Source organism: Mycobacterium palustre, from assembly GCF_002101785.1.
Taxonomy (GTDB): domain Bacteria; phylum Actinomycetota; class Actinomycetes; order Mycobacteriales; family Mycobacteriaceae; genus Mycobacterium; species Mycobacterium palustre.
The window spans coordinates 1-15,128 of record NZ_LQPJ01000135.1 but is presented as its reverse complement, the minus strand read 5'-3'; the positions used below and the strand labels follow the sequence as shown (position 1 = coordinate 15,128).

At 66.0% G+C, this 15,128-nt stretch carries 16 protein-coding genes; 11 read left to right on the top strand and 5 right to left on the bottom strand.

The window, feature by feature from the left end; genetic code table 11:
• Nucleotides 1-24: 24 nt before the first annotated feature.
• The 11 genes from AWC19_RS22905 to AWC19_RS22855 all read left to right on the top strand — a co-directional run bounded on the left by AWC19_RS22905 (nt 25) and on the right by AWC19_RS22855 (nt 12,124).
• Nucleotides 25-588 carry a DUF1641 domain-containing protein gene (locus AWC19_RS22905; RefSeq protein ID WP_085080393.1) on the top strand — a complete coding sequence of 188 codons (564 nt, stop codon included), beginning with the start codon at nt 25-27 and terminating at the stop codon, nt 586-588.
• Between the two features lie 66 nt (nt 589-654).
• Nucleotides 655-1,626, top strand: a complete 972-nt coding sequence (locus tag AWC19_RS22900) for an NADH-quinone oxidoreductase subunit B family protein (RefSeq protein WP_085080392.1) — start codon at nt 655-657, stop codon at nt 1,624-1,626.
• Between the two features lie 54 nt (nt 1,627-1,680).
• Entirely contained in the window at nt 1,681-3,288 is a 1,608-nt protein-coding gene (locus tag AWC19_RS22895; protein WP_085080391.1) for a nickel-dependent hydrogenase large subunit, read from the top strand.
• A gap of 22 nt (nt 3,289-3,310) precedes the next feature.
• Nucleotides 3,311-4,144: a hydrogenase maturation protease gene (locus tag AWC19_RS22890; RefSeq protein WP_245849262.1), complete on the top strand. Its 834-nt coding sequence runs from the start codon at nt 3,311-3,313 to the stop codon at nt 4,142-4,144.
• 5 nt (nt 4,145-4,149) lie between these two features.
• Entirely contained in the window at nt 4,150-4,416 is a 267-nt protein-coding gene (locus AWC19_RS22885; RefSeq protein ID WP_142281364.1) for a hypothetical protein, read from the top strand.
• 5 nt (nt 4,417-4,421) lie between these two features.
• The gene (locus AWC19_RS22880; RefSeq protein WP_085080445.1) at nt 4,422-5,672 is read left to right on the top strand and encodes a tetratricopeptide repeat protein; all 1,251 of its coding nucleotides are present in this window, start codon (nt 4,422-4,424) and stop codon (nt 5,670-5,672) included.
• Nucleotides 5,669-6,553, top strand: a complete 885-nt coding sequence (locus AWC19_RS22875) for a NifU family protein (protein ID WP_085080390.1) — start codon at nt 5,669-5,671, stop codon at nt 6,551-6,553. The genes AWC19_RS22880 and AWC19_RS22875 overlap by 4 nt, the downstream gene beginning before the upstream one ends.
• Nucleotides 6,550-7,728 (top strand): NHL repeat-containing protein, encoded by a 1,179-nt coding sequence (locus AWC19_RS22870; protein ID WP_085080389.1) that lies wholly within the window; start codon nt 6,550-6,552, stop codon nt 7,726-7,728. Before AWC19_RS22875 ends, AWC19_RS22870 begins: the two co-directional genes overlap by 4 nt.
• Nucleotides 7,725-8,558, top strand: a complete 834-nt coding sequence (locus tag AWC19_RS22865) for a hypothetical protein (RefSeq protein WP_085080388.1) — start codon at nt 7,725-7,727, stop codon at nt 8,556-8,558. The genes AWC19_RS22870 and AWC19_RS22865 overlap by 4 nt, the downstream gene beginning before the upstream one ends.
• Nucleotides 8,559-8,732: 174 nt before the next feature.
• Complete coding sequence (gene nuoL / locus AWC19_RS22860; protein ID WP_085080387.1) at nt 8,733-10,625, top strand: NADH-quinone oxidoreductase subunit L; 1,893 nt, start codon at nt 8,733-8,735, stop codon at nt 10,623-10,625.
• The gene (locus tag AWC19_RS22855; RefSeq protein WP_085080386.1) at nt 10,622-12,124 is read left to right on the top strand and encodes an NADH-quinone oxidoreductase subunit M; all 1,503 of its coding nucleotides are present in this window, start codon (nt 10,622-10,624) and stop codon (nt 12,122-12,124) included. The genes nuoL and AWC19_RS22855 overlap by 4 nt, the downstream gene beginning before the upstream one ends.
• Here AWC19_RS22855 and AWC19_RS22850 read toward each other — a convergent pair.
• The 5 genes from AWC19_RS22850 to AWC19_RS30875 form a co-directional block, all read right to left on the bottom strand.
• Complete coding sequence (locus tag AWC19_RS22850; protein WP_085080385.1) at nt 12,121-13,008, bottom strand: phosphoribulokinase; 888 nt, start codon at nt 13,006-13,008, stop codon at nt 12,121-12,123. The two genes, AWC19_RS22855 and AWC19_RS22850, sit on opposite strands and share 4 nt — an antisense overlap.
• A 32-nt stretch (nt 13,009-13,040) precedes the next feature.
• Nucleotides 13,041-14,114, bottom strand: a complete 1,074-nt coding sequence (locus tag AWC19_RS22845; protein ID WP_085080384.1) for a class 1 fructose-bisphosphatase — start codon at nt 14,112-14,114, stop codon at nt 13,041-13,043.
• A gap of 61 nt (nt 14,115-14,175) precedes the next feature.
• Nucleotides 14,176-14,736: an HAD-IIA family hydrolase gene (locus AWC19_RS22840; protein WP_158090928.1), complete on the bottom strand. Its 561-nt coding sequence runs from the start codon at nt 14,734-14,736 to the stop codon at nt 14,176-14,178.
• A complete protein-coding gene (locus AWC19_RS31690; RefSeq protein WP_372508586.1) occupies nt 14,718-15,014 on the bottom strand; it encodes a hypothetical protein in 297 nt (98 codons plus the stop codon). Before AWC19_RS31690 ends, AWC19_RS22840 begins: the two co-directional genes overlap by 19 nt.
• 5 nt (nt 15,015-15,019) lie before the next feature.
• Nucleotides 15,020-15,128 (bottom strand): hypothetical protein (locus AWC19_RS30875; protein WP_245849267.1); only part of this gene is annotated, 109 nt, incomplete at its 5' end.

Genomic DNA, 15,128 nt, shown 5'->3' with positions numbered 1-15,128 from the left:
CGCCCGATCCCTCAAGGAGGTGCCATGTCGGCAAACGGTCACGTCGCGATATCGCCGGCCGACCAACTGCGCGACCGACTCGACGACCCCGCCGTCGCCGCGTCGCTGAACGACTTGCTCGACCACGCCGATCTGCTGGCGATCCTGCTGACCGGCCTAGACGGCTTCGTCCGCCGCGGTGACGAGATCACCGACACACTGGCGTCCACGGTCGACGAGCTGCGGACGGGAGCACGCGAGGCGTCGAGCGCCAACCTGCCCAGTTTCGACGGTGTGGCGTCCGAGCTGCGGTCGGTGGACATGCAGGCGCTCGCCGCGAGCCTGGCGTCGCTGGCGGCGGCGCTCGTGACGGCGACGCCGGCGTTGACCGAGATCCTGCAGTCGCCTCTGGTCGATCCGCGGGCGGCCGACGTGGTGGCCGAGCTGGGTCAGGCCCTCGTCGAAGGCAAGGCCGCCGCCGCGGCGGACCCCGGTGGCCCCAAGGGGCTGTTCGGACTCTGGCGGGTGACCAGGGACAAGGACGTCAACCGCGGCCTAGGCTACCTGGTGCAGGTTGCCCGTGCGTTCGGCAAGCGTCTCCCGCAGTAACCAACTTTTCGCCCACGATTATCACGCGCGGTCGCGCCCTCGACCGTTATTCCGAGAGGAGTTCCTATGGCTTCCGTTTTATGGTTTCAAGGCGGGGCATGCAGCGGAAATACCATGTCATTTCTCAATGCCGAGGAGCCAAATGTCGTCGATCTGATTGTCGACTTCGGGCTCGATTTATTGTGGCATCCGTCATTGGGGCTGGAGCTCGGGAAAAATGCGCAAAAGGTTTTCTGGGATTGCGCCAACGGCGATCGGCCGCTGGATATCTTCGTATTCGAGGGCACGGTGATCGAGGCGCCCAACGGCACCGGCCGCATGGACATGTTCGCCGACCGCGCGATGAAGGACTGGGTCACCGACCTCGCGGCCGCGGCGCAGATCGTGGTAGCCATCGGCGACTGTGCGTGCTTCGGCGGCATCCCGGCCATGGAGCCCAACCCGTCGGCGTCGACCGGCCTGCAATTCCACAAACGCGACAAGGGCGGGTTTTTGGGCCCCGACTTCCGGTCCAAGATGGGCCTGCCGGTGATCAACATCCCCGGTTGTCCGGCACACCCCGACTGGATCACCCAAATCCTTGTCGCCTTGGCTACCGGGCGGGCCGGCGACATCACCCTCGACGAGTTGCACCGGCCGGAGACGTTCTTCAAGACGTTTACCCAAACCGGTTGTACCCGAGTGCAATTCTTCGAATACAAGCAGTCGACGATGTCTTTCGGTGAGGGCACCCGCACCGGCTGCCTGTTCTACGAATTCGGCTGTCGGGGGCCGATGACCCACTCCCCGTGCAACCGGATCTTGTGGAACCGCCAGTCGTCGAAGACCCGCGCCGGCATGCCGTGCCTGGGCTGCACCGAACCGGAGTTTCCGCACTTCGACCTGGCGCCGGGAACCGTGTTCAAGACGCAGAAGGTCAGCGGCATGATCCCAAGGGAGGTTCCGGAGGGCTCGGATCACCTGACCTACATGGCCCACGCCGCGGCGGCCCGGATCGCCGCCCCGCAATGGTCCAAGGAAGACATGTTCGTGGTCTGACGACTCCGCACACCCACAGCCCAGGTATTGCAACAACTTTCAGGAGGACTATCCATGACCGCGCTCGACCTCTATGTCAGCCCATTGGGACGCGTCGAGGGAGACCTCGACGTTCGCGTCACCGTTGAGGACGGCGTCGTCACGTCGGCCTGGACCGAGGCCGCGATGTTCCGGGGCTTCGAAATCATCCTGCGGGGTAAAGATCCTCAGGCCGGCCTCATCGTGTGCCCGCGGATCTGCGGCATCTGCGGGGGCAGTCACCTCTACAAGTCGGCGTACGCCTTGGATACCGCGTGGCGAACGCACATGCCGCCCAACGCCACCCTGGTGCGTAACATCTGCCAGGCCTGCGAGACGTTGCAGTCGATCCCGCGCTACTTTTATGCGCTGTTCGCGATCGACCTGACCAACAAGAACTACGCGAAGTCCAAGCTCTATGACGAAGCGGTGCGCCGGTTCGCCCCCTACGTCGGCACGAGTTATCAACCGGGCGTGGTGCTTTCGGCGAAGCCGGTCGAGGTTTACGCGATCTTCGGCGGGCAGTGGCCGCACTCGAGTTTCATGGTGCCCGGCGGGGTGATGTGCGCACCGACGCTGTCGGACGTCACGCGTTCGATCGCGATCCTCGAGCACTGGAAGGACAACTGGCTGGAAGCGCGCTGGCTGGGGTGCACCATCGACCGCTGGCTGGAGAACAAGAGCTGGGCAGACGTGCTCGCCTGGGTGGACGAGAACGAATCCCAATACAACAGCGACTGCGGCTTTTTCATCCGCTACTGCCTGGACGTCGGCCTGGACAAGTACGGCGCCGGCGTCGGCAACTACATCTCGACCGGCACCTACTTCGACCCGACGTTGTATGAGAACCCGACCATCGCCGGGCGCAACGCCGCGCTGATCGGACGCTCCGGGGTCTACGCCAAGGGCCAGTGGTACGAGTTCGACCAGGCCAACGTCCGCGAGGACGTCACCCATTCGTTCTACGAGGGCAGCCGCCCGCTGCACCCGTTCGAGGGCGAGACGATCCCGATCGATCCCGAGCAGGGGCGCAAAGAGGGCAAGTACAGCTGGGCCAAATCGCCGCGGTACGCCGTGGGCGACCTGGGTAACATCCCGCTGGAAGCCGGCCCGCTGGCCCGCCGGATGGCCGCGGGCGGTCCCAACGCCGCCGCGCATCAGGACAACGACCCGCTGTTCGTGGACATCATGAACGAGATCGGGCCCAGCGTGATGGTCCGCCAGCTGGCCCGCATGCACGAGGGGCCGAAGTACTACAAGTGGACCCGCCAATGGCTGGACCAGCTCGACCTCAAGGAGAGCTTCTATTCCAAGCCGACCGAACACGCCGAAGGCATGGGATTCGGGTCCACCGAGGCGGCCCGCGGCGCGCTGTCGGACTGGATTGTGATCGAGGACAACAAGATCAAGAACTATCAGGTGGTCACGCCCACTGCGTGGAACATCGGCCCGCGGGACAGCGGAGCGGTGCTCGGCCCGATCGAGAGCGCGCTGGTCGGTTCGCCCATCGTGGACGCCGAAGACCCGGTCGAGCTGGGTCACGTGGCCCGCAGCTTCGACTCCTGCCTGGTGTGCACGGTGCACGCCTACGACGGCAAGACGGGTAAAGAGTTGTCCCAGTTCGTGATCAACGGGATGGTGTGATCTGACTGCTTCGGATTGCGGCATGGGCACCGCCGCCACCGGCGACGCGCAACACTTGGAAGCCCCCGGGTGTGCGGTGTTGGTGGTGGGTTGCGGCAATCTGTTGCGCGGTGACGACGGTGTCGGACCGGTTCTGGTCCGTCACCTTTGGGAACGCGGGGTCCCCCGCGGGGCCCGCCTGGTCGACGGCGGTACCGCTGGCATGGACGTCGCGTTTCAGATGCGCGGCGCCGAACGGGTGGTGATCATCGATGCGGCGGCCACGGGCTCGGCGCCGGGCACCATCTTCAAGGTGCCGGCCACGGAGCTGGTGGACCTGCCGCCGCTGCAGGGTCTGCACACCCACTCCTTCCGCTGGGACCATGCCGTCGCATTCGCCCGCTGGGCACTTGGCGAGGACTGCCCCACCGACATCACCGTCTATCTCGTCGAGGTGCAAGGTGTGGAGCTCGGCGCGGGCCTGTCCGCGCCGGTGCAGGCGGCGATGGAGCTGGTCATCGACCGCATCGAGGCCGACCACCTGGCCGCCCTTCGGCCGGCCGCCGCTCCCGAGGTCACCGTCGAATTCACCGCCGACGGTTACTTGCGGCTGGATGCCGCGTTGGCGGCCAGTCGATTTCCGTCCGACGCGGTGACGGCGCTGGTTCGCGACGACGACCTGTGGCTGATCCCGTTGCGCGGTCCGCGCAGCGGGGGACTGCTACTCAAGCAACGCAACCCCGCGGGTGACCGATCGCTGCTTATCCGTGAAGTGATCGCCGACCGCGCGATATCGGGCGTTGCTGGTGCATTCTGGGACGATGCAACCAAGTCGCTGCGCATCCCGCTACCGGGCCGGCGGGAGCCGCCGGGGTGATCCTGATGGCTGAGCGGCCGACGGACGGCGGAGAGCCAAAACGCCCGCCGACGGAGGTCCGCACCGGCAGCTCCGCCGACGAAGCACTGGACGTGCAGACCGTCGTCGTCGAGGAATGCGGCCGCTGGTTCGTCGAGATCATCGTCGTGTTCGCCGACGGTGTGGTGCGAAAGCGGATCGATGGACACCCCACCAAACGCCGAGCCGAGTTGTCGGCCGGCCTGATCAAGCGTGCCGCCGAACGCAATATCCGAGGACCGCTCAATGGATGAACGCCATGACCACCACCGCTGAAGTCGCCCCGCCCGCCGCCCTGGCTGCCAGACCGCAGGCACTCGGCGCTTTCCCGTTGCCGTTGGGTTATCTGCTGATCCCCTCGGGCACCGGCCACGACGCGGTGCGCGCGGCCTTGTTGGACGGCAACGAACCCACCGTCTGGCCGGACGGCCTGCGGGCACTGCAGCTGGCTCATTGCGGCGACGTCGAGGCGGCATTGCAGCAGTTGACCGCCGATGATCCGGTGACCCGCTATAACCGGTTCGTGCTGGCGCCCGAGGGCGTCGACACCGACACGCTGCGCGCCGAACTGGGTGAATTCGGCGTGCTGGTCGACCTCGTGCTGTTCACGACCGGGCGGCGCGACACTCCGCCCGAGGCCGGATCCAGCACCGGCGAGCTCGCCGCTGTCGCACTGTCCGCACAGGCCAGTCATGCGCTTGCGCAAGGGGATTCGGCGGGGGCGGTCGCGTTGCTCGAGCGCGCTGCCCGGCACGGCGCCGAAGTGTCGCCCTGTCTGGAAGGCATGCTGATCGGGGCCGCCGGATCGATCTGCCGCGACATCGATGAGCCGTCGGCTCAGCCGTACCTGGAACGGGCGTTGCGCCTACTGGACGGCGCCGACGGGCTCCGCATCGCCCGGGCGGAACTGCACCTCACCGTCGCCGGGCTCATACACGAACGCGCCCAAGACAATCCGGGGTTGCTGGCTCAGGCGATACCGCATTATCACTCCGCGCTGCAGCTGGTGTTACGGGACGAAGCGCCGCTGCTGTGGGCCTCGGCGCACGCGAACCTGGCGACCGCCTACCTGACGATGCCGATGGTGGAGGCGTCCGGGCAGCTGCGCCTCGGAGTGGCGGCGCAGTCGCTGCGTTCCGCGCTGAAGGTGTACACCGCCGAGAGCTACCCCGAACAGTGGGCGAGCGTGCAGCTGAACCTGGCGAATTCGTTGGTGTACACGCCGTCCAAACACCAGGCCGACAACCTGGTCGAGGCGGTCGAACTCTACGAGGCCGTGCTCGCCGTCCGCGACCGCGCGACCGACCCGCTGGGCAGGGCCAGGGTGCTGGCCAATCAGGGCAATGCCCTGGCCCACCTCGGGATGTTCGATCAGGCCAAGGCGAAGCTCTACGAGGCGCGCTTCCTGTTCGAGGAACAACAAGACCACGACTCGGTGCGGGCGGTGCGCGGCGTGCTGGACGAGATCGCCAGGCAGCTGACGCTTTTGCGGTCCGAGGACGCCACATGACGGCGGTGTCCAAGGTTTCCGAGCCGCACCTCGACCAGCTGGCCAAGCGAGTCGACGACGCGGTCGCGGCGTTGGCCGAGCTCGACCCGAAGGCCCGCGCCGTGGCCGAAGAACTCAAGGACGCCCTCGAGGCCGTGCACCGCGCCGGACTGACCACCATGGTGCGCCGCATGCGCGCGGACGATGCCGCACGCGCGGTGCTCTTCGAGCTGGTCGACGACCCGGTGGTGCATCTGCTGCTGTCGTTGCACGGAATCATCCGGCCGGACCCGCTCACCCACGCCGGCCGGGTGCTGGAATCGGTTCGGCCCCAATTGCAGAGCCACGGCGGCGATGTCGCCCTGGTCCGCGTCGAGGACGGCACCGCTTACGTGCGCCTGGAGGGGTCCTGCAACGGTTGTTCGATGTCGTCGGTGACCCTGCGCAATCTCGTCGAAGAGGCGTTGGTGCAGGGCGTGCCGGCGATCTCGGCCGTCGAAGTACTGCCCAACGAGCCGTCGCCGACCCTGATACCCGTCGAAGCCCTTCGCATCGGTCCGGCCGCCAGCCGCGACGGTTGGGCCAAGCTCGGCCCCGCCGCGGGGCTGGTTGACGGCGACGTGACCGCGCGTAGCCTGACCGCGGACTCCGGAGAGTGCGCCGAGGTGATCATCGTCAGCATCGACCATCGGTTGTCCGCCTACCGCAACGAATGTGCGCACGAGGCAATGCCGTTGGACAACGCGATACTCGACGTCGAAAACGGCACCCTGATCTGCCCGTGGCACGGTTTTTGCTACGACGCATCGTCGGGGGAATGCCTGAGTGCGCCCGGGGCGCAACTCGAACAGTTGCCGCTGCGCGTCGACAACGGAGACGTTTGGGTCCGAGTGGCCGGATGAGCCGCTACACCGTCCGGCGCAACATCGCCGCCCTGCCGCCACGGGTCGACCCGGTCGCCGACCTCGACCTCACCGGCGGATGGTCACCGGAGGTCTGGCTGGGCGCACCGGCTCCGGGTGGGCTCGCACTGCCCCCGGCCAAACCCACGATGGCGTGGATGTATTCGCCGCGGGGCGTGTTCCTGGGCGCCGAGCACCTGATCGTCGCGGACTCCGGCAACCATCGAGTCTTGCTGTGGCACGGCATCCCAACGGCCGACGAGCAACCGGCCGACGTGGTGCTGGGGCAACCGCACGGAGCGACGGAAGGACGCGCGGCCGGTGGTCGGGGACCGGAACGGGGAATGAACCTGCCGACCGGGGTGCTGGTGCATGACGGTCGGCTCGTCGTCGCCGACGCGTGGCATCACCGCATTCTGATCTGGGACACCGTCCCGCGGCACAGCGACGTCGCACCGGACGTCGTCCTTGGACAACCGGACGCGTCCTCGGTTGAGCCCAACGGCGGCGCCGGCTGCTGGGCCGGATCCTTCTACTGGCCGTTCGGCATCGCGGTGATCGGTGACGCGTTCTGGGTGGCCGACACCGGCAATCGCCGTGTCCTGGGCTGGCGCAATGGAATTCCCAGCCCCGGCCAACCCGCGGACATCGTGCTCGGCCAACCGAGTGCCACACACCGCGAGGAGAACCGCGGCGAGAGCGCCGGGCCGGCGAGCTTTCGCTGGCCACACGACATCGCCGGCCACGACGGCCTGCTGTTGGTCGCCGATGCGGGCAACCATCGCATCCTGGGCTGGTCGCCTCCTCCGGATGGCGACGGTCCCGCCGACGTGTTGATCGGCCAGCCGGATTTCGGTAGTTCGCAGGAATGGCCGTACGGTCCGCACACCGGTGATCGATTCCGGTTCCCCTATGCGCTCGGCCTGGCGGGCGATCGGCTGGCGGTGGCCGATACCGCAAACAACCGGATTCTGTTGTGGGACAATGTCCCGACGCAGGGCCGTCCGGCCGACTATGTGCTGGCCCAGCCGCATTTCGGTGCCAACGGGGAGAATCGCTGGACGTCGGTGCAGCGCGACACCCTGTGCTGGCCCTACGGGCTGTCGCTGTGCGGGGACCGCCTGGCCGTTGCGGACTCGGGGAACAATCGCGTCGTCATCTGGCGGCGGCGATGAGGCCGCGGATCGTCCAGGCCGATGGGCAGATCGGGTTCTATTGGGCCACCGCGGCCGGGGTGCCGACGTCGCTGCAGCGATTGGTGATCGACGACGACGAGGCGGATCGCCTGGTGGCCACGCACCTGGAAGCTCTCGACGACGCGTTGATCGCTGCCGCCGGGCGATTCGGCGAAATACTGGGCGGTGGACGCGGACCCGCCGATGCGGCCGAGCGCGACGACCTGCTGGATCTGCATCGCGTGCTGGACCGGCTGTGCCTCGAGTACGCCGAATCCGCCGCGTCGGTTGGGATCACACCGGACCTGCGCGCCGGCAAGATCATCGGCACGGCGGCATTGTTCTCGATCTGCGCTCGCCGGCCGCTGGGGTTGCTGGGCCCGGCGCCATTGGACGGTCAACTCGACCAACCCACCCTCGGTGTCGTGGGCGGCTTCGGAGAGATGCAGCAAGTGGATCCGGCGCGGCCCTGGATGGGCGGCCGCTGGGTGGTGCGCACGGAGACGGGGCGACGGTTTCCGCTGACACTGTCGATGTTGTTGTTCGACAGTTCCGGTGTCAACAAGGATGCTGCTCGCCGCGAACACCTGGATGCGCTCAACTCCGTGATGGCGGGATCGCGCAGCGCCGATGCGGACCCGCTCACCGTCACGTGCGCCCTGGACTGGTTGCTCTACGACTGGTTGATGGCGCACCGCGACGGGGACGACAGCGCCGAGATCGTCTTTCCCAAGGGCAATGAAGCCGACGCCGGCGTGATCGTCAGGGCGGCCGCCGCATCGGTGGCGGCCCGGGCGACCTTCGACCCGGGCCTGGTCGGAATCACCTGACCTTTCCCCCGATTCGGGGTTCAGCCGGGTGACGTCCACAACCAGGCTAGTGGCGTGGATGCCCACCTTCTGCTCATGGTCGCGGCGGTCGTCGGACTGGCGGCCGGCTGCGAGGTCCTGGTCGAGTTGGCCATCACCGTGTTTTTCGACCGCACCCACCTCAGGCGCTGAGGCATGGCGCCGATGCTGTGGCTCCTGATTGCGCTGCCGTTGGCCGGGGCGGTGGTGTTGCTGCTGGCCGGCAGGCGCGCCGACTCGTGGGGCCACCTCGTTGGATGCGCCACGGTGCTGGTCTCGTTTGGCTACGGCGTTTGGTTGTTCGCCGGCCTCCTACCGCGCGCGGCGCCCGAGCGCGTACTGCACGAAACGCTGGGCACCTGGGTGAAGGTGGCTTCGCTGAAGGTCGACTTCGGGTTGCAACTGGACGCCCTGAGTGTGTGCTTCGTGCTGCTGATCACCGGCGTCGGTGCGCTGATCCACCTGTACTCGATCGGATATATGCGCGACGATCCCGCACGCCGGCGGTTCTTCGGTTACCTCAATCTGTTCGTCGCGGCGATGCTGTTGTTGATATTGGCCGACAACTATCTCGGCCTGTACTTCGGCTGGGAGGGAGTCGGTTTGGCGTCCTACCTGCTCATCGGGTTCTGGTCGCACAAGCCGGCCGCCGCTACCGCGGCCAAAAAAGCGTTCATCGTCAACCGCGTCGGCGATGTGGGCCTCGCGCTGGCGCTGGCGCTGATGTTCGTTCATTTCGGGACCATCTCCTACGCCGGGGTGTTCGCCAAGGCGCCGACCGCCCCGCGGGACACGCTGACCCTGATCGGTTTAATGTTGTTGCTGGCCGCCTGCGGCAAGTCCGCACAGGTGCCATTGCAGTCGTGGCTCGGTGACGCAATGGAAGGGCCGACACCGGTCAGCGCACTCATCCACGCCGCGACGATGGTGACGGCCGGGGTGTATTTGATTGTGCGTTCGGGCGCGGTCTTTGATGCGGCCCCGGCCGCGCGCACCGCGGTGCTGCTCGTCGGGGCCGTCACGCTGTTGTTCGGGGCGATCATCGGCTGCGCCAAGGACGACATCAAGAAAGCCTTGGCCGCATCCACGATGTCGCAGATCGGTTACATGGTGTTGGCCGCGGGCCTGGGTCCGGCGGGCTACTCGGTGGCGATCCTGCATCTGCTCACCCACGGCTTCTTCAAAGCCGGCCTGTTCCTGGGTGCGGGATCGGTGATGCACGGCATGAACGACGAGACCGACATGCGGCGCTATGGCGGACTGCGCACCGCAATGCCGATCACCTTCGCCACCTTCGGGATGGGCTATCTGGCGATCATCGGGGTTCCGCCGCTGGCGGGGTTCTTCTCGAAGGATGCGATCATCGAAGTCGCCTACGCGACAGGGGGTTTGGGCGGAGTGGTACTGGGCACGGTGACACTGCTGGGCGCCGGGATCACCGCGTTCTACATGACCCGTGTCATGGTGATGACCTTCTTCGGCGCACCGCGCTGGAGGCCCGGCACCCGCCCACACGAATCACCCGGGGTCATGACGGCACCGATGATCGTGCTGGCGTGCGGATCGCTGGGTGCCGGCGCCGTGCTTGCCATCGGCGACACCCTCGCGGACTGGCTGCGACCGGTAACCAACCCGGCCGATTCGCCCGAGCCGCATCTTGGCTGGCCCGGCTGGGTGTTGACGGTCATGATCCTGACGGTCGTCGCGCTCGGCGTGGCGATCGGATATCACAGGTACGCGCGCCGCCCAGTGAAAACGATTGCCTCCGAATGGGTGTCGACCGCGGCCGTCGCCGCTCGACGCGATCTATTCGGCGACAGCCTCAACGAAGCGGCGTTCATGCGGCCCGGCCGACGACTGTCGCGCATGCTCGTCAACGTCGAACGGCGCCGGATCGACGGCGCGGTCGAAGGCGTGGCCCGGTTGATCGGCGCTGGCTCAACGCATGCCCGACGGCTGCAAACCGGCTTCGCGCGGTCCTACGCGCTGACCCTCTTTGTCGGCACCACCGGCTTGCTGGCTGGTCTCTTCGTGGCAGGGTTGTCATGACACAACTGCCGCTGCTCAGCGTGTTGTGGCTGACCCCACTGGCGGGGGCGTGCCTCGTTGTGGCGATGCCTGCCTCCCGCAGACCCGCGGCGAAATACACCGCAGTCGGTATCTCGCTGCTCGTTCTGGCGCTTGCCGCCCTGTTGCTGTTCCACTTCGATCCAACGGGTCCACAATACCAGTTCGTCGAAAGCCATTGCTGGATCAGGTCATTCGGTGCGGGATATGTTGTTGGAGTCGACCGGGTGGCTCTCGTCCTCATAGCTCTCACAGCGGTACTGATGCCGCTGTTGCTGCTCGCCGGGTGGAATGACGCCGAACGACCCCGCGGGTACATGTCGTCGATGCTCGCCGTCGAGTCGATGATGCTGATCTCCCTGATGGCGCTGGACGTCCTGCTGTTCTTCGTGTTCTTCGAAGCCATGTTGATTCCGATGTTTTTCCTCGTCGGCCGATACGGTGGCCCGGGAGCTGCCCGGGCAGCGCTGAAGTTCCTGCTGTACAGCCTTTTTGGCGGGCTGATCATGCTGGCCGCACTGATCGGACTCCACCTGGCGGCGGGGGGAACATTCGACTTTCGTGCCATTGCCGCCACCGTGTCCACCGTGTCTACCGGCGCCGCCGGCGTGAATCCGGCGGTGCCGCACGTGTTGTTCCTCGGGTTCATGCTGGCTTTCGCGATCAAGGCACCGCTGTGGCCGCTACACACCTGGCTGCCCGGCGTGGCCGCCGAGGCGACACCGGTGGTAGCGGTGTTGATGATGGCCGTGGTCGACAAGATCGGAACCTTCGGCATGCTTCGCTATTGCCTGCAGTTGTTCCCGACCAGTGCAATTCTGTTCCGGCCATTGGTCATCGCCCTGGCGGTGATCGCGATCGTCTACGGCGCTCTGGTCGCCATCGGGCAGACGGACATCATGCGGGTAATCGCCTATACGTCCATCAGCCATTTCGGCCTCATCGTCCTCGGGATTTTCGCGATGACGGGTGAGGGACAGTCGGGCGCCACGCTGTACATGGTCAATCACGGTCTGGCGACCGCCGCACTGTTCTTGCTCGCCGGGTTTCTGGTGTCGCGAAAGGGCTCCCGGGTCATCGCGGACTACGGCGGAATCCAGCAGGTCGCTCCGGTCCTGGCCGGAACCTTTTTGATCGCCGGCCTGGGCACACTGGCGCTACCCGGACTGGCCCCATTCATCAGCGAATTCTTGGTGCTGATCGGAACATTCGTCCGATATCCGGCGGCGGCCGTACTCGCGGCCAGTGCGCTGGTTCTGTCCGCTATCTACGTCCTGTGGCTGTACCAACGGCTGATGACGGGACCCGCCAAGGCGGACGACGCCACACTCCATGACCTGCGACCACGCGAACTGGCGGTTGTCGTACCGTTATTGGCGATGCTCGTCGCGGTGGGGGTGTACCCGAAACCGCTGCTCGACGTGATCGATCCGGCCACCGGACATGGCGTCAGCGAATTGGCCCGGGGCACGAAAGATTAGCGCCTTGCCGCCAGCTCGACCTTGCGGCGCTCCCACAACCGCAGGACCATCGGGGTGAAGATCAACTGCATGGCCAGATCCATCTTGCCGCCAGGACACACGATCGTGTTGGGACGGGACATAAACGAATCGTGCAGCATGGCAAGCAGATAGGGAAAGTCGATTCCGTGCGGATCACGGAATCGGATGACCAGCATCGACTCATCTGCGGTGGGTATCGACCTGGCGATGAAGGGGTTGGACGTGTCGACGACCGGCACGCGTTGGAAATTGACGTCGGTGTGCGAGAACTGGGTACACATGTAGTTCACGTAGTCGGGCATACGCCGCAGAATGGTGTCGGTAACGGCTTCGGAGGTGTATCCGCGAGTTGCCTTGTCGCGGTGCAGCTTTTGAATCCATTCCAGGTTGATCACCGGCACCACGCCGATGCGCAGGTCGGCATGTGCCGCGACGTTCACCTCGTCTGTGACGATTGCGCCGTGCAACCCTTCGTAGAACAGCATGTCCGTGTTCTCGGGGATCTCCTCCCACGGCGTGAAGGTGCCTGGTTCCTGCCCGTAGGGCTCGGCCTCTTTTTCGTCATGCAGGTAGCGCCGTACCTTGCCAGTACCGGTCTCGCCGTATGTCTCGAAGAGGTTTTGCAGGTCGTGGAACAGGTTGGCCTCCGGACCGAAATGGCTGAAAAAGTGGTCGCCGCGCGCGTGGGCGTCGGCGATCGCCGCTTTCATTGCGATTCGGTCGTAGCGGTGGAAGCTGTCGCCTTCGACGAACGCGACATCGATGCCCTCACGACGGAAGATCTGCTCGAACGTCCGCATGACGGAGGTCGTCCCCGCCCCGGAGGAGCCGGTGACCGAGATGATCGGGTGCAAGCGCGACATGTGTTCACTCCAACGACGATCGGGCGGATGAGTCAGCCGGTACCGATGCGGTACAGGCCTCGCACGCCGTACAGCGGTAACTTGGACGGTCTTACGTAGTCTTTGCAGTGGTAATCCTCGATGAGCTTGACCTCATCGATCGCCCCGAAGATCAGCGGCACCCGCTGATGGAGGCTGGTCGGGACGGCGTCCAGCAGGCGTCCGCGACCGGTGCTGGCCGCGCCGCCGGCCTGCTCGATCAAGAATGCGATCGGACTGGCCTCGTACAACAGCCGCAATCGCCCCGGCTTTTCCGGGTCCTTGCCGCCGCGGGGGTAAAGGAACACGCCGCCGCGGCTGAGGATGCGATGGGTCTCGGCGACCAGTGAGGCAACCCAGCGCATGTTGAAGTCCTTGCCGCGCGGACCCGTCCGGCCGGCCAGGCATTCGTCGATGTAGCGCTGGACCGCGGGTTCCCAGAACCGTCGATTGGAGGCGTTGATGGCGAATTCGCTGGTCGATCTGGGGATTCGGATCGACGGGCGGGTGAGCACAAATTCGCCGAGCGCGGGGTCCAGGGTGAAGGCATGCACACCGGTGCCCACCGTGAGTACCAGCATGGTGGACGGGCCATAGATCGCGTAACCGGCACACACCTGCTGCGAACCGGGTTGCAGGAAGTCTTCGGGCGTGGGGTCCTCACCCGGGCGGGCCGCACGAAGAATCGAAAAGATGCTTCCCACAGACACATTGACGTCAATGTTCGACGAGCCGTCGAGCGGATCGAAGACCAACAGGTACTTGCCGCGTGGATAATTTGTCGGTAGCAGATAGGGCTCGGCGAGTTCCTCGGAGGCCATCCCCGCCACCTGACCCCCCCATTCGTTGGCGCGGAGGAAGTAATCGTTGGCCAAGACGTCGAGTTTCTGTTGCACCTCGCCCTGCACGTTGAGCACATCGGCGGCGCCTAAAACTCCGCCAAGTTCGCCCTGGGCCACCCGCGTCGAGATCGCCTTGCACGCCAGCGCGACGTCGAGAATCAGCTTGTTCAGTTCCCCACTGGCATCTGGGTGGCGACGACGTTCCTCGATGAGAAATTTGACGAGCGTGGTGTGGCGAGTGAGCATGCGGGGCCTCCGGCGGGCAGCGAAATACCTACCGACATCGTCTGATCCGGTCGGTGTCGGTTCATCCCCCGATTGGGTGGTCGGCTGGGGGTGGCCGGTGATAGCTGAGATCTGCGTGGTCGGGGTGATGGATTCCGCGCAGGTCCGCAGCGACATACCTGGGTCGGTGCGCCGGCCGGGCGCGGATCGCATGGACGGCGGTAGTCACTCCGCTGAGCACCAAGAGGCTGGGTAGCCTCGCGTAGTTCGCCCCGGCGATGTCGGTGCCCAACCGATCACCGATCACCAGCGGTCGCTGAAAGTTGTCGCGGGCCAGCGCTTCTTGAAACATGAAACCGTGCGGCTTGCCGACCACACGAGGCCGGGCGCCGGTCGCCGCGCGCAGCGCCGATACCAGGGAACCGTTTCCGGGCAGCAGAGCGCGCTCGGACGGCAGGGTGAGGTCGGGGTTCGTTGCCGTCCAGGGCGTTCCGGCGCCAATCGCGAGCGCCGCCTCGGCCAGATCGCGCCAGCCGAGGTGCGGCGAGAACCCCTGTACCACCGCAACCGGGTCGTCGGCCCATCGCCGGACCGGTTGTAGGCCTGCGTCGTAGACCTCGGCGATCAATGCGTCGGAGCCCATGACCAGCACGGGGGAACCCGGCGGCTATTCGGAACCCAGCAGGGCCGCCGTGCATCGACCGCTGGTGATGACGTCATGCGGGTTCGCTTCAAATCCCATCTCGCACGGTGTTGTGCGACCTCGGCTGCGCTGCGCGAGGCGTTGTTTGTCAGAAAGGCCTTGCGTGTGGTGGCCAGGGAAGGCGCTTCGGTGGCGCCGTCGATGGCGCGTGCTCCGCGAAACAGCGTGCCGTCGGGGTCGAGTAGCGAGCAGTCGTGCCGCGCCGCCAGGGATGCCACGGGCGTCACCGGTGGTGTAGTGATTCACCGACTAGTGCGACGAGGTCGACGAGGCGGTTGGAGTAGCCCCATTCGTTGTCGTACCAGGACACCACCTTGGCCTGGTTGTCGATC